Here is a 22622-nt window from a genome sequence, read left to right on the forward strand (position 1 = left end):
TAGGCTAACATCGTATATATTCTTGCTAATCAAAGGCTAAAAATGAAAACAACAACCCCGGAATATACCTCTGTTGATCTATCTGGTTGGGCAAGAAAGGAGCACTTTGAGGTATTTCAGTCGTTTGCTCAATCGACAATTAACCAAACGGTTCTGGTAGACATTACTGCGCTGTTAAAGCATATCAAAAAGGTTGGCTGGAAATTTTACCCTACTGTGATTTCCCTCCTGTCTGAAATCGTAAACAGGCATACGGAGTTCCGTATGGCCATGAAGAACAATGAGCTGGTTATATGGAACAGAGTTCATCCAAGCTATACCATTTTCCATAATGAAACCGAGACCTTTTCATCCTTATGGAGTCAATACGATGGCAATATTCAACACTTCCAGACGGTTTATTCGGAAGATGTTGCCCGCTACGGGAATAACCTTGCTTATTGGCCTAAAGGAGCGTCGCCGGATAATGTATTTTTCGTTTCTTCAATTCCCTGGGTGACCTTTACCAACTTTAATATCAACGTTGCTAATATGCAGAACTTCTTTGCCCCCATGTTCACCTTTGGGAAATACTATGAACATGAGGGGAAAGTCTTGTTGCCTCTCGCCATTCAGATACATCACGCCGTGTGCGATGGTTTCCATGTGGCAAGACTGTTCAATGAGTTACAGGTGATGTGTAACGACATAATCCACCACCCGTCGGGGCTGGCTACTTCCCGGTAGCGCTCTTCCGCGCGGTGAACCCGGTCAGCACCACCGCGCTCAGCAGCAAAATAGCGCTCATCGCAAAGGTGCTCTGCAAGCCGATATGGTCAAACACCATTCCGCCTGCCGTGGAGCCCAGCGCGATTGAGAGCTGGATCACCGCCACCATCAGCCCGCCACCGGCTTCTGCATCCTCGGGCAGGGTACGGGCGATCCACGTCCACCATCCCGTTGGCGCCGCCGTGGCCAGCAGACCCCAGAACCCCAACAGCAGGGCGACGATCCAGAGGCTGTGCCCGACCAGGATTAACAGCCCGGCAATGGCGGCCATCAGAAGCGGAATAGCCATTAGCGTCAGATAGAATCTGGCATTCAGGAACAAGGCAACGATCAGCGTGCCAATAAAACCCGCGATACCGATGGTGAGCAGGATCAGCGATAGGCCGGAGGCGCTGACGTGGGTGACGGTCTCCAGGAACGGACGCACATAGGTGAACAGCGCAAACTGACCCATAAAGAACAGGCCGCAGGCCAGCAGACCGGTAGACACCACCGGCAGACGGAACAGGCGAAAAACGGTCCCGCGTGAGGTCTGACTTTTATTGCCATTCATATCGGGCAGACTAAACCACTGCCAGATAAACGCTGCGGTTGCCACAGGGACCAGACACAGGAAGGCCCCGCGCCAGCCGATGGTGGCACCAAGATAGCTGCCGAGCGGGGCAGCCACGACCGTCGCCAGGGCGTTACCGCCGTTGAAAATCGCCAGCGCACGGGAGACCTGATGCTGCGGCACCAGGCGAATGGCCGTCGCTGCCGACATGGACCAGAAGCCGCCGATGGCAATCCCAATCAGGGCGCGTCCGGCCATATAGACCAGATAGCTGGAGGCAAACGCAATAATCAGCCCCGACACCGCCATCAGAATCGTCATGCCCAGCAGGAGGGTTTTACGATTCATATTCCCGGCAATATGCGAAAGGCTAAGGCTGGTCATGACCGCCAGCGCGCCGGAGATGGCAATCCCCTGGCCCGCCAGACCCTCGGTGACGCCCAGATCGCTGGCAATGGGGGTCAGCAGGCTGACCGGCATAAACTCCGATGCAATCAGGACAAATACGCACAGGGTCATGGCAAAAATGCCGCCCCAGTACGCGCGTTCGTTAGTCTGTGTGGTTTGGCTCAGTGTGGACATAATCAGATTTCATGAAGGGAAGGGGTAACGCCACCTGCCAGAGACAGGCGGCGTAGAGAGTTATTTCAGGCTGGTTTTGAAGAACTGCTCAAACTGTGCAAACGGGATCTTACCGGCGACGTTGTCGTACAGATCGACATGGTTAGCGCCCGGGACAATCACCAGTTCTTTCTGCTTGCTGCCAACGGCTTTGTAGGCATCTTCAGCGAAATAGCGTGAGTGCGCTTTTTCACCGGTGACGATCAGCGTCGGGATGGTGATCTCTTTGGCATAGCTCAGCAGCGGCATATTCATGAACGACAGCGGCATCGTCGCGGTCCATGCGCCGGTGGAGTTCACGGAGCGTTCGTGGAAGCCGCGCGGCACCCGGTAGTAATCAAAGAACTCTTTCAGGACCGGATGCGGATCTGCCGGTAACGCTTCGGGCAAAATGCGGTCAGCCGCGGTCACTTTGCCGTTCTGGTCGACATTAATATCGTGGCCGCCGTGGGCAAAGGTGCCCCTTTCCGCATCTTTCCAGCGCTGTTCGTTCAGATACGTCAGCACGGCATGGCGATCGGCCGCAGAGTAGCGGTCTTTGCCATCGCCCACGCCGTGGCCCATCGCGCGGCTCATGTCGTACATCACGCTGGTGGCGACCGCTTTCACGCGGGTATCCATAGACGCCGCGTTCAGCGCCATCCCGCCCCAGCCGCAGATGCCGAGAATACCGATGCGGTTGCGATCAACTTCTTTCTGTAATCCCAGGAAATCAACCGCGGCGCTAAAGTCCTCGGTGTTGATGTCCGGAGAGGCGACATTCCGCGGCTGGCCGCCACTTTCGCCGGTATAAGAGGGATCGAACGCGAGGGTCACAAATCCTTCTTCCGCCAGGGTCTGGGCATACAGGCCGCTTGACTGCTCTTTAACCGCGCCAAACGGCCCGCTTACTGCAATCGCCGCCAGCTTGCGGTCGCCCCGGTCTTTCGGCAGGTACATATCGGCCACTAAGGTGATCCCGTAGCGGTTCTGGAAGGAGACCTTGCGGTGATCGACCTTATCGCTTTCGGCAAAGGTCTTGTCCCACTTCGTGATCATCGAAACGGGCGCGTTCGGATTGGTGGTATCTGCATAACTCATTGTCGTTACTCCACTTAAGGATGCGCACAGCAGCATCGCGGGTATGGCAGTTGTCAGTTTTCGGGTGAATGTTTTCATAGGAGGCACCGGGCTGTGTTGTTGTGTGGAGTCCAGTATAGTTAGCAGTAATAGTGCTGATTAGAGGCCGAATACTGCTAAGATTCATACCATATTGTTATGAATTATTGAGGGGAGAGGGTGATGGCGAAGCGGGAAAACTACAACGAGCTGTACCTGTTTATGCAGGTGGTGCGGGAGGGCAGCTTCACCGCCGCCGCGCAGCGGCTGGGGCTGGCCCAGTCGGGGATCAGCCGTTCTGTGCGCGACCTCGAAGCGCGGCTGGGCGTCCAGCTGCTGGTGCGCACCACCCGCAGGCTGTCGCTGACCCAGGCCGGGGAGCAGCTCTATCAGACCACCGAGTCCGGGTTTGATGCGCTGGATACCGGGCTCGCCACTCTGGCGCATTATCGTGAGACGCCCTCCGGCACGGTGCGCATCAATGCCAGCCAGCACGCTATCGAGAAGTGTCTCCTGCCAAAGCTGGCAATATTCAAACAGCGTTACCCGGATATCCGCCTGGAGCTGATGAATGAGAGCCGCTTCGTGGATATCATCGCCGAGCGGTTCGATGCCGGCGTCCGGCTGGGGCCTGAGGTTGGGCAGGGGATGGTCGCGGTACGCATTACCCCCGACATGGAGATGGCGGTGGTCGGTACGCCCGACCACCTGCGCCGCTACGGCTTTCCCCAGATCCCCGCGGATTTAGCGGCCCACCCCTGCATTGCCTATCAGTTTGCCGACGGCGGACTCTATCAGTGGGAGCTGGTTCTGGACGCCAAAAGCATTACCCATCGCCCCGAAGGACAGTGGACCTTTTCTGACAGCTATATGGAAGCCGAAGCCGCGCGGCTCGGCCTGGGGCTGGCTTATGTGCCGGTCGAGCTGGTGGCGGACGATCTGGAGCGGGGAACGCTGATCCGGGTGTTGCAGCGCTACAGCCTGCGCATGGATGTGCTGTTTCTCTACTATCCGCACCGCAACGTATCACCCGCCTTGAGGGCGGTGATTGATACCCTGAAAATCTGAATGTGATTTTGTAGGCCGGGCAAGCGCAGCGCCCCCGGCGTTGCCTTTCTGGAACGTCTTTGCTTAAAAAATTGAGCGATACCTTCAGATGAGTTTTACCAGGCCATATTTCCCCGGGCTGAAAGAGAAGTAATACTACATTTACCTGTAAATAAATTCGTAGTTAACGATATACGTCCCAATTTTATTTACGCGAGCTGTTACCCATACTCCTGTCATTCCCTGCTTACGGTGGCTGCGCAGATACTCTTTATTGGTACAAAGCTGTATCCATCTGGTAGTGTTCTGATCTTTTATCCAGATCCCTGCTTCACAATGCCCATGCTTACCTCTCGATGGCCCCGGGAAGACAACCTCATATTCCGATTCATAGCCAATTATGTTGTCCGGGAAGAGATAAACATAGACATCGTAACAGTTTAAGCTCAATAAAAATCCCAGGCTAAAACCGCCGAGAAATGCATTACTAAGATACTTTAATGTTTTGTTAAAAGTGCGACGATAAAAAGCGTAGATAAAAGAGAAACTTCCCATCAGTATGCTGAAAGAAATATACGTTAACCATTCAGGTATCGATTTTTGTAGAATGGTTTTATGGGAGAGGCTGGGATGCCCACAACATATACCAGCACCATAAACCCGCAATGATGAGTGTCACGGCTGTAATGGACCATTTCTTGTATTTATTTTCGAAGTAATAACTTTTATTCATAATTATATTTTTTTATAGGTATTAAAAGAGAAACTGGCTTTGCTCCGTAAGGCTATTTTAACTTATTAATGTGAACAGGCATCCGGTTTCCACTTAGATTTTGAGCGCAGCAACAATAGAATCTTCAATTTTCTCCGGCGTAGAAATCGGCGCAAAACGCTTGAGCGGTTTACCGTCGCGTCCAATCAGGAACTTAGTGAAGTTCCACTTGATCCGACCACCCAGCACGCCGGGCAGTTCCTCTTTCAGGTAACGAAACACCGGGTGCGTAGCGGGGCCGTTAACCTCCACTTTCCCGAACATTGGAAAGCTCACACCGTAGTTAATGTTACAGGTCTGCGCAATGTCGTCGGCACCGCCGGGTTCCTGTTTACCGAACTGGTTGCAGGGGAAGCCCAGTACTACCAGCCCCTGATCGGCATATTTTTTGTAGAGCATCTCAAGACCGGCGTATTGCGGCGTGAAGCCACAATGGCTGGCGGTATTCACCACCAGAACGACCTTACCCGCATAGTCGGCCATAGAGATGTGCTCGCCACGCAGGCTGGTGGCAGTCAGTTGATGGAAGGTCGTCATGTCGGAAACCTCAAAGCAGCGCTTTTTTGCAAACGTTCTGGATTATAGACGCTGGTTTTAATCACGTCTGCTTCTGCCACGAAGCGGTCTCCGGATCGTTAAATCACTCCGCAACCAGCCACATATCGGCTTCGTCAAACATCTCCTCCAGCATGCGGTTCAGCTTCTCCCGATCGCTTTTACTGGCATCGCTGTTCAGGCCGTTGGCCTGCATTGGTTTTACCTTCACCTCGGCATCCGGAAAGATCCGGTGCACCCGGGTGGTTAACTCAGCCAGGATGATCTCCCTTGCACCGGGGAGTCCCGCAACATTTCTTTTGTCGTAAACCAGTTCAACGAACATCACACATCCCCTTAAATACTGTTTTAATGTACAGCATTCTTACCGGGGTAATGACATCTGTCAACTGCCGCCCGCTATGCAGGCGGCAGTTAATGCGTATCAGAATAAGACTGAGTAGTTCAGGCCGAAGGTACGGCCGCGACCTTTGTAGGTATAGAGGTTCTCAGCACCGTAGGTTGGGCTGTACAGACCCGGGGCACGCTGTCCCCATGCGGTGGTGTAATCTTCATCCAGCAGGTTTTCGACACTGAAGCTCAGCTTGCCCACCGGCAGAAGGTAACTGCCTAAGAAGTCAGCGGTGTTATAGCCCTCAATACGCTTACCGGCTTCGTCAGACAAATCAAAGGTCTGCGTACTTTGCAGACGTAGCGTCCAGTTGCCGGGCGCCCAGGTGACCCATGCGCTCATTTTGGACGGGCTGGCGCTGTCTACCGTCAGCTTCTCCCATTTCCCGTCGACGCGGGTTTCCGATTTGATGACGTTGAAGTTTGAGCCGGTGCTCCACTCGCTGTCGGTGAAGAAATAGTCCACCTGGCCTTCAACACCATAGATGCGACGCTCGTCATCTTCGACGTTGATGGTCATGTCGCTTTTGTTGATGTTGATGGTTTTGTCAGAGAGCGAATAGTACCCGGCAATCTGCGTGCGCAGGTTATCCCCGGTGTAGCGCCAACCCAGCTCGTACGCATCAACCTTAATGCCGTCGAGTTTTGAGTCGTTCACGTTCACGCTGTTGACCAGACGATAATGGCCGTTTACCAGTTGATAAGTGCCGGAGCCGTAATATTTCGCCAGATCCGGGATCTCAAAGCCCTGGGAGAAGTTGAACCACAGCTGCTGGCGCTCGGTCAGGTGACCCAGAATACCGGCGTTAAACAGCAGGTTGTTATAGTCGGTTTTCCCGCCTGGCACAGCGTCTGCCGAGGTGGCTCTGCCGGTGGCAATACCCTGCTGTTGGGCGTAACCAATAAAGTCATCGACCTTGTTTTCCGTATACTGATAGCGCACGCCACCGCTCAGGGTGATCGCGGAGAAGTCGTAGCTCGATTGCAGGAACGGAGCGAGGTTGGTGATGCTGTAACCCGGATAGCGTCCCACGTTGTAGGCATTATCCAGCTTCATACCCCCGCTGGCTGCCGCTTTGTTAAGGTCGAAGAATTGCTGATTGGCGTCGAAGGTTTCATGCTCGGCATCGACACCCCATGTCAGGGTCAACGCATCCAGCGGTTTGCTGTTGAGGGTGAGTTTGCCCCCGTAGAAATCGGTCTTTTGCTGGGATGCACCAATGTTGGTGACCCGGCCGCCTGCAAGCGTAGGGAAGGGGTAGTAGGTCAGGCTTTCATCGCGGTAGTAAATCTGAGCGAGCAGATCCTGACCCCAGAAATCGGTGTTGGAATATTGCAGGTTGATCAGGTGGCGTTCGGTGCCCGGAATACGGTCGGAGTCGAGATTGTTTTTGTTGTAAGCGTCGCCGGAACCGGTCACTGCCGAGAAGTTCTCGCCAAGATAGAGACCGTGCTTACCGTCGGATTCACTTTTGTAATACTGCGTGGTGAGCTGCAGCTGCTGATGATCGTCGATATTCAGGGTACCGGTGCCCATCACGTCCAGACGGTCAGAGTATTGCAAACCGGTCTGGGTGTTATCAATGTTCACCTCATTGCCTTTACCGTCGTACCAGCCGCCAAAGCGTTGATACGCGACGGAAAGCCGTCCTGAAGCGTTGTCGTTGCCGCCGCTGACCGCCGCCGCGATGTTTTCGTCATTATCGTTATGGCTGTTGAAGCCCGTTTTGAGGCTGGTCTGGAACTCGACTTCCGTTTCCGGCTGGCCCTTTTTGGTGACGATATTGATTAAGCCGCCGGTACTGCCGCCGCCGTAGAGGGAGGTTGCGCCGGAGATAACTTCAATGCGGGAGATATTGAACGGATCGATTGAGTCCAACTGGCGGCTGTCGCTGCGCGAGGAGTTTAACCGCACGCCGTCGACCATCACCATCATCGAACGACCGCGCATATTCATACCGTAATTGGTTCGCCCCTGGCTGCTGACATCCATCCCGGGGATCAGCTGCGCCAGCACCTCTTTAAGCTCTTTACCCCCCTGAACCTGCTGTTCAATATCAGCCTGTTCAATGACTCAGGTGGTCTGCGCCATATCGGTAATGCTGTGGTTTGTGCGGCTGGCGGAGACCACCAGCGACTCTTCTTTTTGTCCTTCAGCCGAGGCATTAGCGGCTAACATCATTAACAAGCACGGGTTTAAAGCCCAGAGGTAACGCGGTTTCATTATTATGATCATCCTGATTTTACGAGGTGTCGGAGGCGCTAATGCCCGGCACCGCAAGAACATCACCCGCTAAGGTGATAGTGATTATCAAGATGATATAAATAATCATTACAATGTAAACAGGTAATGTTAAAAAATGTTTCTATAATGGCTTGATGTTTATGGGGTTTTTGGGGCGAGGCAGGTATAAGCAATTTTACGGATAATCCAGAAATCGTCATAACACGTCATCGTCTGCTTTTGACACTTACGGACAATTGTGCAATTTCGCTATAAGCGAGTATCGAACGTTGTACTACTAGTAGAACTGACATGAAAAGTGCCAAATTCCCTCAGCTGAGCGGTGAAAGTAGCCAATACCATTGTCCGCCCACATCCAGTTTACTTTTTCTTCCGAACCCACCTGAAAAACAAAGTCCTCAATCCCCACACCATGTTGGATCTCCATCGGATACCCCCCGACTTTCGTTCCCCCGTAGCGGTTAAAATCATCAAAGAAGCTGTCGCTGGCCTGCGTATCATCATTTACCTCAGAAAGGTCGATAATATCCCAGGCGTCCTCCCATCCCGGCGCATCATCATTAACGCTCACCCAGCGAACAGGAAATGGGCGATACGGCGTCTCTAATTCGGGTAATAACTCAAGCCCTTCAAGCGTGGCATATTCCCGAATGAGCCACCCCTCGCCATGAGGTTGGTCAAAGGGATGATGTTCCCTATTGTGAAACAGCACCAGAAGGGCGATGCCCTTTAGTTGTTCAGGGATCACCGGAAGCTCATCCGTACGGATCTGAAGAAGTGGAAACATCGGCTGACCCTTCCAGACGGGCAATCCTTCTCCTGGAAGATGAACACCTTTTAAAAACCAGGACGTCAGAGGGTCTGCACCAGGGCGAAAACCGCCGACCTGTGCCACCGACGCGGGCCGCAATTGGGATCTAAGCTCTTCTAAAACTAATGCACTCTCGCGTTTCATACTGGCTGCCTTGCGTTGGGAGATATTCACTGGGTAGGGCAGTTACAGCGCTGCCGATCGCTGCGCCGCCCTGGTCAGCGTGCTGCTCGAAACTGACGACCCCGCAACACGCTCTTCACTCTGTGAACGCCTGCTGTAAACCCTCCGCTACCCGGGAGTTCGCAATTGAATCACGGAGGGCATTTATAGCATGTCAGTGTGATAATCAACGGAGTCTGGTCACAGACTCCTTAAAAATTCGGTTAAGTTGATGCTAACTCAAGTCAGTGGAGGTGCATTGCTCAGCCAATATGGCTTTTAGTGTTAGTAATTTCTGATCTTTTCAGCCTGCATTTCATCCATCTGCATTGCGCTTTGCAACAGCCATTGTGCACCTCGCTGCACTATGTTTATACACAGTGTTGCGGCTACAGATCGACGTTGCAGCAAAATATGCATTATTGGCGTAGCTGCTGCGTTTCCGGGCCACCCATACTCCGCCGCCATGCCCCAGGCGCCTGACCATACTGACGCTTAAAGCTGCGGTTGAAGGACTGCTGGGAGTCAAAGCCCAGCGCGATCGCCACGTTCAAAATCGGCTCGTCGCTGCGGGTTAAGCGCTCAACCGATTTTTGCAGCTTTTGCGCGCGAATGTACCCAGCGAGGGGATAGCCAGTATGTTCCTTAAACAGACGCTGGAGATGCCATTTTGAGTAGCCGGAACGCCTGGCAACGGACTCAATATCCAGACGGCTATCCAGGTTGTTGTCGATCCAGTCGAGTAAATCATGCATAAATGCGCCAGTGTTCATCTGGTTATCCTCACGCTGCCTGTATAAAGGTATCTTTATCTGTTGCATTTAAAGGTGGCGCGTTTTTCGGTTAATTGCAAATTTTATTATTGCATTTAAATCCCTGAGCGAAACGGGTGTTTTAACATCGACTCAAATAGCACATTAAGTGCAACAATTATTCTTGCACTTAGTTAGGCGCCTTCCTACAATCGCCGGGAATAGTGTATTCGCAACTGTTACAGTTTTGTGGCGATGAACGACACAAATGGCCTTAAGCCAGCCACCGGACAAAGGAAGTAGCGCAGCGCCTCCCCTGCGTCTTGCCCGGCGGCTACAATTACCGGAATAAAAATAATGAGCCTGCAAAAAACCTGGGGTAACTTTCATCTGAGCGCACTGGGGGCGATGTTCGCCTCCGTGTTGCTCGTCGGGTGCGATGACAGCGTCGCGCAAAACGCTGCGCCACAAGCACCCGCTGTCAGTGCAGCTAACGTGGTCGTGAAATCCATCAGCCAGTGGGATAGCTTTAACGGCCGAATCGAAGCGGTGGAGAGTGTTCAGCTACGCCCGCGCGTTTCCGGCTACATTGATAAAGTGAATTACACCGACGGCCAGGAGGTAAAAAAGGGCGAGGTGCTGTTCACTATCGATGACAGAACCTATCGCGCCGCACTGGAACAGGCGCAGGCCACGCTGGCGAGAGCCAAAACACAGGCCAACCTGGCGCGTAGTGAAGCGAACCGTACCGATAAATTAGTCAATACCAACGTGGTATCCCGCGAAGAGTGGGAGCAACGTCGTTCGGCTGCCACCCAGGCGCAGGCCGACATTCGCGCGGCACAGGCGGCGGTTGATGCCGCGCAACTTAACCTCGATTTCACCAAAGTCACCGCGCCTATCGATGGCCGCGCCAGCCGCGCGTTGATTACCAGCGGTAATCTTGTCACCGCGGGTGACAGCGCCAGCGTCCTCACCACGCTGGTCTCGCAGAAGACGGTTTACGTCTACTTTGACGTGGATGAGTCGACCTACCTTCACTATCAAAATCTGGCCCGCAGCGGGCAGGGGGCGTCCAGCAATCACACGGCGCTACCGGTCGAGATTGGCCTGACGGGCGAGGAGGGATATCCCCATCAGGGCAAAGTGGATTTTCTGGATAATCAGCTAACGCCGAGTACCGGCACTATCCGCATGCGCGCGCTGCTGGATAACGCGCAGCGTCAGTTCACGCCGGGCCTTTTTGCCCGCGTACGCCTGCCGGGCAGCGCGGAATTCAAAGCCACGCTGATCGACGATAAGGCGGTGCTGACCGATCAGGATCGCAAGTATGTTTACGTGGTTGATAAAGAGGGCAAAGCACAGCGTCGCGATATCACACCGGGACGTCTGGCAGACGGTCTACGCATCGTGCGGCAGGGGCTGAACCCAGGCGATAAAGTGATCGTCGAGGGTTTACAAAAAGTGTTTATGCCGGGTATGCCGGTTAACGCCAAAACCGTTGCCATGACCGCCACCAGCACCCTCAACTGATCCCTTACCTGAGAATCCGACCCATGGACTTTTCCCGCTTTTTTATCGACAGGCCGATTTTTGCCGCGGTGCTGTCGATTCTGATTTTTATCACAGGGTTAATCGCCATCCCGCTGCTGCCGGTGAGCGAATATCCTGACGTCGTGCCGCCAAGCGTGCAGGTGCGCGCGGAGTACCCGGGGGCCAACCCAAAAGTGATTGCTGAGGCCGTGGCGACGCCGCTGGAAGAGGCGATCAACGGCGTTGAGAACATGATGTACATGAAGTCCGTCGCGGGCTCCGACGGCGTGCTGGTGACCACCGTCACCTTCCGTCCGGGAACCGATCCGGATCAGGCGCAGGTACAGGTGCAAAACCGCGTCGCGCAGGCCGAAGCGCGTCTGCCGGAAGACGTGCGGCGTTTGGGTATTACCACCCAGAAACAGTCCCCGACGCTGACGCTGGTGGTGCATCTGTTTTCGCCCAACGGTAAGTACGACTCCCTCTATATGCGTAACTACGCCACGCTGAAGGTGAAGGACGAGCTGGCACGCCTGCCCGGCGTCGGTCAGATCCAGATTTTCGGCTCGGGTGAATACGCGATGCGCGTATGGCTGGATCCCAACAAGGTGGCGGCTCGCGGGCTGACCGCTTCGGATGTGGTCACGTCGATGCAGGAGCAGAACGTGCAGGTATCTGCCGGGCAGCTTGGCGCCGAGCCGCTGCCGAAAGAGAGCGATTTCCTGATCTCCATTAACGCCCAGGGCCGTCTGCATACCGAAGAAGAGTTTGGCAATATTGTCCTGAAAACGACGCAGGACGGTACGGTCGTGCGCCTGCGCGACGTGGCGCGTATCGAAATGGGGTCCGGCAGCTATGCGCTGCGTTCCCAGTTGAACAACAAAGACGCGGTCGGGATTGGTATCTTCCAGTCTCCAGGGGCGAACGCCATCGATCTGTCTAACGCGGTGCGCGCGAAAATGGACGAACTGTCGACCCGTTTCCCGGAAGATATGAAGTGGGCGGCACCTTACGATCCGACCGTTTTCGTGCGCGACTCCATTCGTGCAGTGGTGCAAACGCTGCTGGAAGCGGTGGTGCTGGTAGTGCTGGTGGTGATCCTGTTCCTGCAAACCTGGCGCGCGTCGATCATTCCGCTGATCGCGGTGCCGGTGTCGGTGGTGGGGACCTTCAGCATTCTCTATCTGCTGGGCTTCTCGCTGAATACCCTGAGTTTGTTCGGGCTGGTATTAGCCATTGGTATCGTGGTGGACGACGCCATCGTGGTGGTGGAAAACGTCGAGCGAAACATTGAAGAGGGGCTTGCTCCGCTCGCGGCGGCGCATCAGGCGATGCGGGAGGTGTCCGGGCCGATTATCGCGATTGCGCTGGTGTTGTGCGCAGTGTTTGTGCCGATGGCGTTCCTCTCGGGCGTTACCGGGCAGTTCTACAAGCAGTTTGCGGTGACGATCGCGATTTCCACGGTCATCTCCGCCATTAACTCGCTGACGCTCTCTCCGGCGCTGGCGGCACTGCTGTTAAAACCGCACGGCGCGCCGAAAGATTTCCCGACCCGGCTTATCGATCGTCTGTTCGGCTGGATTTTCCGTCCGTTTAACCGCTTTTTCCATCGTAGCTCGAACGGCTATCAGGGGCTGGTGGGCAAAACGCTCGGCCGACGCGGGGCGGTGTTTGGGGTGTATCTGCTGCTGCTCTGTGCCGCAGGCGTCATGTTTAAAGCGGTTCCTGGCGGGTTTATTCCGACGCAGGACAAGCTGTACCTGATTGGCGGCGTGAAGATGCCTGAAGGTTCATCGCTGGCGCGCACCGATGCGGTGATCCGCAAAATGAGCGAAATCGGGATGAATACCGAAGGCGTGGACTACGCGGTCGCGTTCCCGGGGCTGAACGCGCTGCAGTTCACCAATACGCCGAATACGGGGACGGTCTTCTTCGGCCTGAAGCCGTTCGACCAGCGTAAACATACTGCGGCGGAAATTAACGCGGAGATCAACGCGAAAATTGCGCAAATCCAGCAGGGCTTTGGCTTCTCCATCCTGCCGCCGCCGATTTTAGGGCTGGGTCAGGGGTCGGGGTATTCGCTGTACATTCAGGATCGCGGCGGTCTGGGCTATGGCGCGCTGCAAAATGCGGTAAACACCATGTCCGGTGCGATTATGCAGACGCCGGGAATGCACTTCCCGATCTCAACCTACCAGGCTAACGTTCCGCAGCTGGACGTGCAGGTTGACCGTGACAAGGCGAAAGCGCAGGGTGTGTCGCTGACCGATCTTTTCGGTACGCTGCAAACCTATCTGGGCTCGTCGTACGTGAATGACTTCAACCAGTTCGGGCGTACCTGGCGCGTGATGGCTCAGGCCGACGGGCAGTTCCGCGACAGCGTGGAAGACATTGCGAATCTGCGCACCCGCAATAGCCAGGGTGAGATGGTGCCGATTGGCAGTATGGTGAATATCACGACCACCTACGGCCCGGACCCGGTGATTCGCTACAACGGTTACCCGGCGGCGGATCTGATTGGCGATGCCGACCCGCGCGTACTTTCGTCCTCGCAGGCGATGGCGCAGCTGGACGGAATGTCGAAGCAGATCCTGCCGAACGGGATGAACATTGAATGGACGGACCTGAGCTTCCAGCAGGCGACGCAGGGCAATACGGCGCTGATCGTCTTCCCGGTCGCGGTGCTGCTGGCGTTCCTGGTGCTGGCGGCGCTGTATGAAAGCTGGACACTGCCGCTGGCGGTGATCCTCATCGTGCCGATGACTCTGCTCTCTGCGCTGTTTGGCGTCTGGCTGACCGGTGGCGATAACAACGTGTTCGTGCAGGTGGGGCTGGTGGTGCTGATGGGGCTAGCGTGTAAAAACGCGATTCTTATCGTGGAGTTTGCCCGCGAGCTGGAAATTCAGGGCAAAGGTATTATGGAAGCCGCGCTGGAGGCGTGCCGCCTGCGTTTACGCCCGATTGTGATGACCTCCATCGCCTTTATTGCCGGGACCATTCCGCTGATCCTAGGCCATGGCGCGGGCGCAGAAGTGCGCGGCGTTACCGGGATCACGGTCTTCTCCGGGATGCTGGGGGTGACGCTGTTTGGTCTGTTCCTGACGCCGGTGTTCTACGTGACGCTGCGTAAGTTTGTGACGCGCGGCAAAAAAGCGGAAAGGGATGTTCTGCCCGCGTAGGGATGTTGCAGATAATAAAAAACCGCCTTCATAGCAAGGCGGTTTTTTTTGCATTTAAAGAAAGTTAAAGGGCTTCTTTATACTTGGCGATAAGTTCAGGCACCGGATCGCAGCCGCTGGTATCGGCTTTTTTCACTTCTTCCAGCGCGCTTGCCACGGTGTGGCGCGCCAGTACCTGTAACGAAGCCTGCTCCGCTTCTTCGGAGATAGACTTGAAGTACCAGCAGGCGTTAGCGCTGACTACGCAGCGGGCCGGTACGTCAGGACGTGATGCCCACAGCTTTTTATCTTCGATGACGGAGAGGTAGATATCGCGCAGGGTGATCTCTTCCGCCGGGCGTCCAAGATGAATAGAGCCGTTACGGCCAAGCGTGGAGACGATAATACCGTCACGCGTGAGAGGAACCATCAGTTTGCGGATGAAGCTCGGGTTTGCTTCCAGACCGTAGGCCAGAATCGCACTCGTCGAACGTTCACCCAATTGCTCCGCCATTGCTACGCTGAGAACCATCTGCAAAGCTGTCGGGAAGCGATAATCTAACATTTTTGTATCCTGGGTTGCGGTGAATCTTGTTCTTTTTGGCGCCGCAGAGGTGAATAAGCAATAAACAACAATATAACAAATACGGTAATTATTTTGAAGCAATCTGCGGCATTTGCGATCGAACCCCCTGTTCCTGTTTAGCTAAACGTGCGGTTCGGGAAGTCAACCGTCACCATCAGGCCACCTTCTGCGGAAGTGCTCAGGTTTACACAGCTGTTGTGCTGCTGCGCCACCGCTTTAACGATGGCAAGCCCCAGTCCACTCCCGCTTTGCAGTTGATTGGGATCGCGGAAAAATCGGTCGAACACGCGCTCGCGTAATTCAACCGGAATGCCGGGCCCTGCATCGGAAACGTGTAGCTGAGTGGATTTCTCTAATGAACGAACATCCACCTGAATCCGCCCACCCTCAGGGCTGTACTTCACGGCATTTTCAATCAAATTGTCGATCAGCGACATCAGACATTCCCGGATACCTGAGACCCAAACTTCATCTTCAGCGAAGAACTCCAGCTCAACCCTGCGCTCAGAGGCTAACGGTTCCAGCGCAGCCATTCGATCCTGGATGAGGGACATCAGCGGTACGGGCTCCATAACTGTGTCAATGCGTGCTTCACTGTGCATCATCAGCAGCAACTGATTGACGAGACGCGCAGCACGGCTATTGCTGCGAACAATCCCTGCAAGCAATTCCTGTTGGCTCTGGCTGAGTACATACGATTGCAACGCTTCCACGTTGATTCGCATCGCCGCCAGCGGCGTTCGCAGTTCGTGAGCCGCATCGGCAATGAAAACCCGCTCCCTTTCCGCGCTTTCTCGCACCCTGGCGAGAAAGTCGTTAATTGCATCCACCATCTGGCGAAGCTCCCTGTGTTTTGGTACAGCTTCTAAGGGGGAGAGATCGTCTGGCGTGCGCAATGAAATTTCATTGACCACCTTGTTCCAGGGGCGCATGGCAATGCGAATTGACAGCCACGCGGGGAACAGAAGAAAAGGGAAACAGACCAGCAGCGGCAGGATGTAATAGCCGCGCGAGTTCAGGTAGATAAAGAAGTTCCAGCCGCTGGCAGGGGTGAACAGGGTGACTTCCACGTCGGCGTGAGCGGATTTAAGGGTGCGGCTGGTCCAGGCTCGACCTTCACTCTGAACATGCTGCATTTCTCCGGGACGGGTGTTGGTTACCCCCACAGGTGCGCCCGCAGATGAAAAAATAACGGCACCGTTCTTGCGAACGATGAGGTTAATCGATAGTGCGGGATCTTCACCGCCGCCATAGCTTTCGCGTAACGCCTTGCTGAAGGCTTCCAGGACTTCGGTTCGCGCCTGCGGGCGCTCGTCCATTCGCTCAACCAGGGTAAAAAGCGTTTCGTAAGTCTTACTGCCCGTGAGTATGGGAGGGCTGCGCAGGTCCTCCCAGAGAATGAAGGTTAAAAAAAGACTCCACAGCAGGGTAAGCAGCAGCATCTGGGCGATGATAATTCGGCGTACCAGCGTTGGGCGCCTCAGGTGATACCACGCGTTTCGCATTAAGTCGTTACCTTCTGAACAGCAACGGTATCAATAACATACCCGACGCCACGCACCGTTCGCACGTAACCGTCGCCGATCTTTCGCCGCAAATTCCCCATATGCACGTCGAGCGCATTACTGAGGTTCTCTTTGTTGCCGAATATCCGTTCTTCCAGAAACCGTCGCGTTATCACGCGGTCAGCACGCAGCATCAACGTTTCAAGCAGCGCGTATTCACTGGCCGTCAGTTCGACGTGACGCGCGTTTACCGTCACGCGACGCGTCGGCATATGAAGGAATAAGCCTCGAATTTCTATCGTCTCATTCTCGAAACCGTAACTGCGCCGCGCAAGGGCTCTTACCCGCGCCAGCAGTTCGGCGAGAACAAAAGGTTTAACGAGATAGTCGTCTGCACCTGCATCCAGCCCGCACAGGCGATCCTGCAGCGTGCCTCGCGCCGTCAGGATGATGACGGGGATCCCCTTAAGCTGCTGGCGTAAGCGCGTCATGAGGCTCATGCCGTCGCCGTCGGGCAGCCCCAGGTCGAGCAAAATAAGTTCTGGCACGCAGACGTCAAGCTGATGCAGTGCATCTTCTTTACGGCGAACCCATATGACGTCAAATCCTTGATCGGCAAGGGCGATACGTACGCCATTACCCAAATCCAGGTCGTCTTCGATTAGTAGAATTTTCACACTGGTAACTGTATCAACCGTGAATGAAGAACATCTTAAGAAAAAACGGTATCAGGAAATCTATCCGGTTTACAGCACCCGCGCGCGCTTCAGTCTTTCTTCATTTTCGGCTCATAAGAACCTTAGGGTCAGTATTCAAAATGGGCGTTCTGGCGTTTAACCGCTTGCATCGTCACCATTTGAATCCAGAAGGACTTCTTTAATGAGAAACATCGAACTGCGTCATACGTCCCCACACTTGCTCTCGGGCCGCAGCCTGAAAAACATCGTGCCGGGCGTCGTTCTGGCGTTACTGGCCACGCCTGTACTGGCGGCAGAACAGAGCCAGGGTAACGTCTTAACACTGGGCGGAGGCGTGGATGTCGCGCCACGCTACTCGGGTTCGGATAAAAGCCGCGTCAGTGCGGCGCAGGTGGTGGATTACGCCATGGCAAACGGCTTCTTTATCGGCACCACGCGAGGTGTTGGTTACGGCAACAACATCGGCAACCTGGATTACAGCGCCGCAGTGAGCTATCGAACAGGCCGTAAAGATAAAGACGTGAGCAGTGATTCGATCAGCTCCGGCAGCGATTACCTTCGGGGTATGGGCGACATCAAAGGCTCGGCCATCGTTGTGCCTGGGCTGGGGTATAAGGTGACCGACTGGCTTCATCTGCAGCTGCAGGCTGAGGTTCCGGTTTCTGAGAGAGACAACGGGGAGGCGGTGCATTTCGGTATCATCAGCCCGCTCTATACCTCACCAAAAAATGAGGTGACGCTGGCGCTGACAGGTAGTTGGGGATCCGACAAGTATATGCAGACGTACTATGGTGTCAGTTCCGCCCAGTCGAGCGCATCGGGATTTGCCCGACATGACGCCGGAGCCGGTATTTATGCCTGGTCGATGAATCTGGACTGGACCCACAGGCTCACCTCGCGCTGGAGCGTGCTTGCCTCAGCGGGTGCAACGCAGTTGACGGGGGATGCGGGTGATAGTCCCATTGTTCAACGCAAAACGTCGCCCACGGGGAGTTTGAAGGTGACGTACAGTTTTTGAGGGTTGGTTTGTTAAGGATATGAGCGCGCAATAGCGATGAATTCGAGCCGCCCCGGGAAGTGGCGGACGGGCGAGGAGTGGGCGTAGGTCCGCTCTGAGCGAACAGTGGACATTGAGCAATCCTTTCCTATGCCGACGTTTTATGTTTTCCTTTACTTAGGAAACGGAACAAGGAAATCACCGTGAAAATCTATTGGACCCTAAAAAGTATTACCGAACTAAAAGACTTATCTTTTCGGGAGCGCGGAAGACGGTGGCGGAGCGCGTATAAATCGGCCTTCAGGCACTGGCAGACCTGGTGCGGTCTCGCCATCTGCGGGGCCTTCAGCGGCGCTGGAGCGCATTTTGGCGGCATGGTCGGCACCGTAATATTTGCCGGGCTGGGCGGCTTTATTTACGGCCAGATCGTGACACTCGTTGTCCTGAAATATTATCGGCACCGGCTGAAGGGTGAAGCCAATTGATTTGCCTGGAAGGCTTCCAGACTCAGCCCTCATTGCGCAAACCGCATACCCTGTGAACTGCTCACGGTTAATAAAAAACGATGCTAATAACGCCCGCTATTGGCACAAAGCGGACCCTCTGTTTCGGGCATTAAGTTCATCAACTTTGCCCAAATACGTGATTAACCAACTCCCATCTAACCAGCCTTTCCTGAGCACCACCACAGTGCACCCACCCCGCACCGCCTCCCCAAAACAGTGAGACCCAATCCGCAAATTTCCCTAAACCACTAATAAACATCACAAAAAATTCCTGGCACACCCTTTGCAACCACCAATCACGAAGGGCAGCACCACACAACATGACAATAGCTGGCTAGGGTTCCGGTTCACTTTGGTGAATGGCTGGTCCAAGAGCTGGCGACCTCTGAGAGGTTACACGGCGGGACAAAAGCCCGGGAGACAGCAGCACCAGACGGTGTCGCGCTGCCCCCTTATTTTGTGCCACTCAGAGGTCAAGCATGAACAAAACGCCATTACTCCGCTCTCTTGTACTTTCGCTGGCGATGCTGGTCAGTCTCCCCACCTTTGCGGCCGTTAAAAAAGAGTTCAACGTCTGCTGGACCATCTACGCAGGCTGGATGCCCTGGGGCACCATCAGCACTAACAAAATCATCGATAAATGGGCCGACAAGTACGGCATCAAAATCAACGTCGTGCAGCTCAACGACTACATCGAATCCATCAACCAGTACACCGCTGGCCAGTTTGACGGCTGCACCATGACCAACATGGATGCGCTGACCATTCCCGCGGCGGGCGGGGTGGACACCACGGCGCTGATCCTTGGTAGCTACTCGGAAGGTAACGACGGCGTGGTGATGAAAGGCGAGGGCAAAACCCTTACCGACCTCAAAGACATGAAGATTTATCTGCCGGAACTGTCCGTCTCCCACTACCTGCTGGTGCGCGGGCTGGAGAAAGCCGGGCTGGCGGAGAAAGACGTCACCGTGGTCAACACTTCAGACGCGGATATCGTCTCGGCCTTCGCCACGCAAAATGTGCAGGCCGCCGTGGCATGGAACCCGCAGCTCTCGGTTATCAAAGGCACACCGAAAACCACCGAGGTGTTCAGCTCCTCGCAGGTGCCCGGCGAGCTGATCGACATGATGGTGGTCAACAGCGAAACCCTGAAGGACAACCCGGCGCTGGGCAAAGCGCTGACCGGGGCATGGTACGAGATGATGGGGCTGATGAAGGCCCAGGATGCGAACGCCCTGAATGCGATGGCGGCGGCGTCCGGCACCGATCTCACCGGCTATCAGGCGCAGCTGAAAACCACCCACCTGTTCTACACCCCGCAGGACAACATCGCCTTTGTCACCTCGGCGGATCTGGCGAAAACCATGCAGCGCGTGGCGGCGTTCTCCTTCGATAAAGGGCTGCTGGGCGATGGCGCACAGAGCGCTGATTTTATCGGGATGAGCTTCCCGGGCAATGTAACCCAGGGCGATGCCAGCAATGTCAAACTGCGCTTTGACGACAGCTTCGTGAAGATGGCCGCCGCGGGCCAGCTGTAATGAGTGACGGAGTCTCCATGCGACAAATTAATCGTCATCCTACCCCGGGCATGCGGCTGATGCTGGTGATGCTGCCCTTTGTCCTGCTGCTGGCCGTCTACTTTTTTGGCTCGGCGGTGCGCCTCGAGGCCAACCCCCAGGACAAGCTGCTGCCCGGCCTGCAGCAGATGCTGGATGCGATCTCGCGGATGGCCTTTACCCCGGATAAACGCAGCGGCGAGTACCTGTTCTGGGTCGATACCCTGGTGAGCCTGGCCCGTCTGCTGGTGGGGCTTTCGATCGCCTCGCTGATCGGCCTGTGCATCGGCATCACCGCCGGGGTGTTCCCCCTGTGGCGCGCGTCGCTGTCGCCGCTGATGACGGTGCTGTCGATGGTCCCGCCGCTGGCGATTTTACCGGTGCTGTTTATTGTCTTCGGGCTGGATGAGCTGTCAAAAATCATGCTGATTGTTATCGGCATCACCCCGATGCTGGCCCGGGATCTGGAGCATCGTGCCTGTGAAATCCCACCCGAGATCCTGATCAAAGCCCAGACCCTGGGGGCTAACAGCTGGACGCTGGTGCTGCGGGTGGTGTTGCCGCAGCTGCTGTCGCGCCTGCTCACCTCGCTGCGCCTGCTGCTTGGTTCGGCCTGGCTATTCCTCATTTCGGCGGAGGCCATCTCCTCCACCGCCGGGCTGGGGTATCGCATTTTCCTCGTCCGCCGCTATATGGCGATGGATGTGATTATCCCCTATGTCCTGTGGATCACGCTGCTGGCCTGGCTGATGGATCTGGCCCTGCGCCAGCTGCACAAACGCTGTTTCCCATGGGCAGAAGGAGGTAAAGCATGAGTTTTATCACCATCAACAATATCTGGCAGGAGTACGGCGACCATGTGGTGCTGGAGCGGTTGAATCTGCAGATCAACGAGGGTGAGTTCTGCTCGATGGTTGGCGCCTCCGGCTGCGGGAAATCGACCTTCCTGCGTCTGCTGCTCGGGCAGGAGACGCCGAGCCGGGGAACGATCACTCTGGACGGTAAACCGCTCACCGCCGAACCGGACAACCGCCGGGGCGTGGTGTTCCAGCGCTACTCGGTCTTTCCGCACCTCAGCGTGCTGGATAACGTCGCTATCGGCCTCGAACTGCCGCAATCCCCGCTGTTCGGACGACTGTTTGGCGCGAAAAAACGCGCCGCGCGGGAGCAGGCCGCGCAGATGCTGGATAAGGTCGGTCTCGGCCATGCCCTCGACAAATATCCCGCCCAGCTCTCCGGCGGGATGCAGCAGCGTTTAGCTATCGCCCAGGCCTTCATTATGCAGCCCCGAGTGTTGCTGCTGGACGAACCCTTTGGCGCGCTGGATCCCGGCATCCGCAAAGATATGCACGCGCTGCTCCTGCAGCTGTGGGGCGAAACCCGCATGACGGTGTTTATGGTCACCCACGATCTCTCCGAAGGCTTCAACCTCGGCACCCGCCTGCTGGTGTTCGACAAGGTGCGCCTCGATCCGCAGGCTCCGAACGCCTACGGGGCGCGCATTGCCTACGACATTCCGCTCAACGAGACCCGGCTCTCCGCGCTGAGCGGTTCGGCTCCCGACAACGTTTATGCCTTAAGGGGTTAACACTATGACGACTTTACGTGAAGAGATCCTGCCTGGCGGCGGCCACCTCTCATTTGTGCTTAAGCGCGGACAGATCCTGCGTATGACCGACCTCGACGGCGGGGCGAACGTCAGCCTGATGATGCTCAATCCGCACGAGAAGAGCGAACGCCTGAACCTGCCGGACACTCTGAAAGGCCAGCACACCGCGCGCCTGACCGCCGGTCACTGCTTCTACTCCGATATGGGCCGGGTGCTGGCGGGCATTACCGCTGATACCGCAGGCTGGCACGATCCCTTTGGCGGGGTGCTCAATGCCGCCGAAGTGACGGAAAAATATGGCCAGGGACGCTATCAGGAATTGCGCAACGGCTTCTACCGTAACGGCACCGACAACCTACTGGTGGAGATGGGCAAGTGGGATCTCAACCTCGAAGACCTGCTGATGGTGGTGAACTTCTTCAGCAAAGTGACCGTGGACGATCACGGGCAGTTCAGCTTCCACCGCGACCATTCCCAACCGGGCAGCTACGTCGAGCTGTTCGCCCCGATGGACACATTGATGGTGATGACCGCCCTACAGCATCCGATGGACCCGTCCACCGAGTATGCCCCGCGCCCGGTGCAGCTGAGCTGGCGGCAGGCAGAGGACGAGGAGGGCGCCATTAACGCACTCCTCACGCGCCCGGAAAACGGCCGCGCCATCACCAACACCCAACTTTTCGCCCTGTAAGGAGCCGCA

Annotated in this window: 19 protein-coding genes, 2 pseudogenes and 1 riboswitch; of the genes and pseudogenes, 10 read left to right on the forward strand and 11 right to left on the reverse strand. The window is 55.6% G+C overall.

Going from position 1 to position 22622, the window contains the following annotated elements; all coding sequences use genetic code 11:
• The first annotated feature begins 42 nt into the window (after nucleotides 1–42).
• A complete protein-coding gene (catA, locus tag G7090_RS10530; protein ID WP_166182354.1) occupies nucleotides 43–726 on the forward strand; it encodes a type A chloramphenicol O-acetyltransferase in 684 nt (227 codons plus the stop codon).
• On the opposite strand, the gene G7090_RS10535 is transcribed toward catA, so the two are convergent.
• Both G7090_RS10535 and G7090_RS10540 read right to left on the reverse strand, forming a co-directional pair.
• Nucleotides 713–1903 (reverse strand): MFS transporter, encoded by a 1191-nt coding sequence (locus G7090_RS10535; protein WP_166182355.1) that lies wholly within the window; start codon nucleotides 1901–1903, stop codon nucleotides 713–715. The two genes, catA and G7090_RS10535, sit on opposite strands and share 14 nt — an antisense overlap.
• Nucleotides 1904–1963: 60 nt before the next feature.
• Nucleotides 1964–3100: an alpha/beta hydrolase gene (locus tag G7090_RS10540; RefSeq protein WP_166182356.1), complete on the reverse strand. Its 1137-nt coding sequence runs from the start codon at nucleotides 3098–3100 to the stop codon at nucleotides 1964–1966.
• A 123-nt stretch (nucleotides 3101–3223) separates the two neighbouring features.
• On the opposite strand from G7090_RS10540, the gene G7090_RS10545 reads away from it, so the two are divergent.
• A complete protein-coding gene (locus G7090_RS10545) occupies nucleotides 3224–4108 on the forward strand; it encodes a LysR family transcriptional regulator (RefSeq protein WP_166182357.1) in 885 nt (294 codons plus the stop codon).
• Between the two features lie 141 nt (nucleotides 4109–4249).
• Here the strand turns inward: G7090_RS10545 and G7090_RS23750 are convergent.
• The 6 genes and pseudogenes from G7090_RS23750 to G7090_RS10570 all read right to left on the reverse strand — a co-directional run bounded on the left by G7090_RS23750 (nucleotide 4250) and on the right by G7090_RS10570 (nucleotide 9795).
• Nucleotides 4250–4820 (reverse strand): annotated as a pseudogene (locus G7090_RS23750) (hypothetical protein).
• A 93-nt stretch (nucleotides 4821–4913) separates the two neighbouring features.
• On the reverse strand, nucleotides 4914–5396 hold the full coding sequence (locus G7090_RS10550; protein ID WP_166182358.1) for a glutathione peroxidase: 483 nt from the start codon (nucleotides 5394–5396) through the stop codon (nucleotides 4914–4916).
• A 103-nt stretch (nucleotides 5397–5499) separates the two neighbouring features.
• Complete coding sequence (locus G7090_RS10555; RefSeq protein WP_106993802.1) at nucleotides 5500–5739, reverse strand: DinI family protein; 240 nt, start codon at nucleotides 5737–5739, stop codon at nucleotides 5500–5502.
• A 99-nt stretch (nucleotides 5740–5838) separates the two neighbouring features.
• Nucleotides 5839–8028: pseudogene (locus G7090_RS10560) on the reverse strand (TonB-dependent siderophore receptor).
• A gap of 298 nt (nucleotides 8029–8326) precedes the next feature.
• The gene (locus G7090_RS10565) at nucleotides 8327–9004 is read right to left on the reverse strand and encodes a DUF1963 domain-containing protein (RefSeq protein ID WP_166182359.1); all 678 of its coding nucleotides are present in this window, start codon (nucleotides 9002–9004) and stop codon (nucleotides 8327–8329) included.
• 437 nt (nucleotides 9005–9441) lie between these two features.
• Complete coding sequence (locus G7090_RS10570) at nucleotides 9442–9795, reverse strand: helix-turn-helix domain-containing protein (RefSeq protein WP_023311528.1); 354 nt, start codon at nucleotides 9793–9795, stop codon at nucleotides 9442–9444.
• A gap of 336 nt (nucleotides 9796–10131) precedes the next feature.
• On the opposite strand from G7090_RS10570, the gene G7090_RS10575 reads away from it, so the two are divergent.
• Together G7090_RS10575 and oqxB are read left to right on the forward strand one after the other, a co-directional pair.
• Complete coding sequence (locus G7090_RS10575; protein WP_166182360.1) at nucleotides 10132–11307, forward strand: efflux RND transporter periplasmic adaptor subunit; 1176 nt, start codon at nucleotides 10132–10134, stop codon at nucleotides 11305–11307.
• Between the two features lie 23 nt (nucleotides 11308–11330).
• On the forward strand, nucleotides 11331–14486 hold the full coding sequence (oqxB, locus tag G7090_RS10580; protein WP_166182361.1) for a multidrug efflux RND transporter permease subunit OqxB: 3156 nt from the start codon (nucleotides 11331–11333) through the stop codon (nucleotides 14484–14486).
• 64 nt (nucleotides 14487–14550) lie between these two features.
• On the opposite strand, the gene G7090_RS10585 is transcribed toward oqxB, so the two are convergent.
• The 3 genes from G7090_RS10585 to G7090_RS10595 all read right to left on the reverse strand — a co-directional run bounded on the left by G7090_RS10585 (nucleotide 14551) and on the right by G7090_RS10595 (nucleotide 17233).
• The gene (locus tag G7090_RS10585) at nucleotides 14551–15030 is read right to left on the reverse strand and encodes an Rrf2 family transcriptional regulator (RefSeq protein ID WP_010430601.1); all 480 of its coding nucleotides are present in this window, start codon (nucleotides 15028–15030) and stop codon (nucleotides 14551–14553) included.
• A 137-nt stretch (nucleotides 15031–15167) separates the two neighbouring features.
• A complete protein-coding gene (locus tag G7090_RS10590; protein WP_166182362.1) occupies nucleotides 15168–16556 on the reverse strand; it encodes a HAMP domain-containing sensor histidine kinase in 1389 nt (462 codons plus the stop codon).
• Complete coding sequence (locus tag G7090_RS10595) at nucleotides 16556–17233, reverse strand: response regulator (protein WP_106993811.1); 678 nt, start codon at nucleotides 17231–17233, stop codon at nucleotides 16556–16558. Before G7090_RS10595 ends, G7090_RS10590 begins: the two co-directional genes overlap by 1 nt.
• 202 nt (nucleotides 17234–17435) lie before the next feature.
• Here G7090_RS10595 and G7090_RS10600 point away from each other — a divergent pair, with 202 nt between their 5' ends.
• The 6 genes from G7090_RS10600 to G7090_RS10625 all read left to right on the forward strand — a co-directional run bounded on the left by G7090_RS10600 (nucleotide 17436) and on the right by G7090_RS10625 (nucleotide 22613).
• A complete protein-coding gene (locus G7090_RS10600; protein WP_166182363.1) occupies nucleotides 17436–18272 on the forward strand; it encodes a MipA/OmpV family protein in 837 nt (278 codons plus the stop codon).
• Between the two features lie 182 nt (nucleotides 18273–18454).
• Nucleotides 18455–18736 (forward strand): hypothetical protein, encoded by a 282-nt coding sequence (locus G7090_RS10605; protein WP_039032642.1) that lies wholly within the window; start codon nucleotides 18455–18457, stop codon nucleotides 18734–18736.
• Nucleotides 18737–19080: 344 nt separating this feature from the next.
• Nucleotides 19081–19179: riboswitch (guanidine-I (ykkC/yxkD leader) on the forward strand.
• Between the two features lie 57 nt (nucleotides 19180–19236).
• Nucleotides 19237–20295 (forward strand): putative urea ABC transporter substrate-binding protein, encoded by a 1059-nt coding sequence (locus tag G7090_RS10610; RefSeq protein ID WP_166182364.1) that lies wholly within the window; start codon nucleotides 19237–19239, stop codon nucleotides 20293–20295.
• Between the two features lie 17 nt (nucleotides 20296–20312).
• Nucleotides 20313–21128 carry an ABC transporter permease gene (locus G7090_RS10615; RefSeq protein WP_166182365.1) on the forward strand — a complete coding sequence of 272 codons (816 nt, stop codon included), beginning with the start codon at nucleotides 20313–20315 and terminating at the stop codon, nucleotides 21126–21128.
• Complete coding sequence (locus tag G7090_RS10620; protein WP_166182366.1) at nucleotides 21125–21901, forward strand: ABC transporter ATP-binding protein; 777 nt, start codon at nucleotides 21125–21127, stop codon at nucleotides 21899–21901. Before G7090_RS10615 ends, G7090_RS10620 begins: the two co-directional genes overlap by 4 nt.
• Before the next feature lie 4 nt (nucleotides 21902–21905).
• Nucleotides 21906–22613 (forward strand): urea amidolyase associated protein UAAP1, encoded by a 708-nt coding sequence (locus G7090_RS10625; RefSeq protein WP_166182367.1) that lies wholly within the window; start codon nucleotides 21906–21908, stop codon nucleotides 22611–22613.
• Nucleotides 22614–22622: the final 9 nt, after the last annotated feature.

This window comes from Leclercia sp. 29361 (assembly GCF_011290365.1).
GTDB classification, from domain to species: domain Bacteria; phylum Pseudomonadota; class Gammaproteobacteria; order Enterobacterales; family Enterobacteriaceae; genus Enterobacter; species Enterobacter tamurae.

What these genes read in the sequence shown, in the direction of transcription:
- catA (WP_166182354.1), top strand. Translation starts at nt 43, where the DNA reads ATGAAAACAACAACCCCGGAATATACCTCTGTTGATCTATCTGGTTGG.
- G7090_RS10535 (WP_166182355.1), bottom strand. Translation starts at nt 1,903, where the DNA reads ATGTCCACACTGAGCCAAACCACACAGACTAACGAACGCGCGTACTGG.
- G7090_RS10540 (WP_166182356.1), bottom strand. Translation starts at nt 3,100, where the DNA reads ATGAAAACATTCACCCGAAAACTGACAACTGCCATACCCGCGATGCTG.
- G7090_RS10545 (WP_166182357.1), top strand. Translation starts at nt 3,224, where the DNA reads ATGGCGAAGCGGGAAAACTACAACGAGCTGTACCTGTTTATGCAGGTG.
- G7090_RS10550 (WP_166182358.1), bottom strand. Translation starts at nt 5,396, where the DNA reads ATGACGACCTTCCATCAACTGACTGCCACCAGCCTGCGTGGCGAGCAC.
- G7090_RS10555 (WP_106993802.1), bottom strand. Translation starts at nt 5,739, where the DNA reads ATGTTCGTTGAACTGGTTTACGACAAAAGAAATGTTGCGGGACTCCCC.
- G7090_RS10565 (WP_166182359.1), bottom strand. Translation starts at nt 9,004, where the DNA reads ATGAAACGCGAGAGTGCATTAGTTTTAGAAGAGCTTAGATCCCAATTG.
- G7090_RS10570 (WP_023311528.1), bottom strand. Translation starts at nt 9,795, where the DNA reads ATGAACACTGGCGCATTTATGCATGATTTACTCGACTGGATCGACAAC.
- G7090_RS10575 (WP_166182360.1), top strand. Translation starts at nt 10,132, where the DNA reads ATGAGCCTGCAAAAAACCTGGGGTAACTTTCATCTGAGCGCACTGGGG.
- oqxB (WP_166182361.1), top strand. Translation starts at nt 11,331, where the DNA reads ATGGACTTTTCCCGCTTTTTTATCGACAGGCCGATTTTTGCCGCGGTG.
- G7090_RS10585 (WP_010430601.1), bottom strand. Translation starts at nt 15,030, where the DNA reads ATGTTAGATTATCGCTTCCCGACAGCTTTGCAGATGGTTCTCAGCGTA.
- G7090_RS10590 (WP_166182362.1), bottom strand. Translation starts at nt 16,556, where the DNA reads ATGCGAAACGCGTGGTATCACCTGAGGCGCCCAACGCTGGTACGCCGA.
- G7090_RS10600 (WP_166182363.1), top strand. Translation starts at nt 17,436, where the DNA reads ATGAGAAACATCGAACTGCGTCATACGTCCCCACACTTGCTCTCGGGC.
- G7090_RS10610 (WP_166182364.1), top strand. Translation starts at nt 19,237, where the DNA reads ATGAACAAAACGCCATTACTCCGCTCTCTTGTACTTTCGCTGGCGATG.
- G7090_RS10615 (WP_166182365.1), top strand. Translation starts at nt 20,313, where the DNA reads ATGCGACAAATTAATCGTCATCCTACCCCGGGCATGCGGCTGATGCTG.
- G7090_RS10620 (WP_166182366.1), top strand. Translation starts at nt 21,125, where the DNA reads ATGAGTTTTATCACCATCAACAATATCTGGCAGGAGTACGGCGACCAT.
- G7090_RS10625 (WP_166182367.1), top strand. Translation starts at nt 21,906, where the DNA reads ATGACGACTTTACGTGAAGAGATCCTGCCTGGCGGCGGCCACCTCTCA.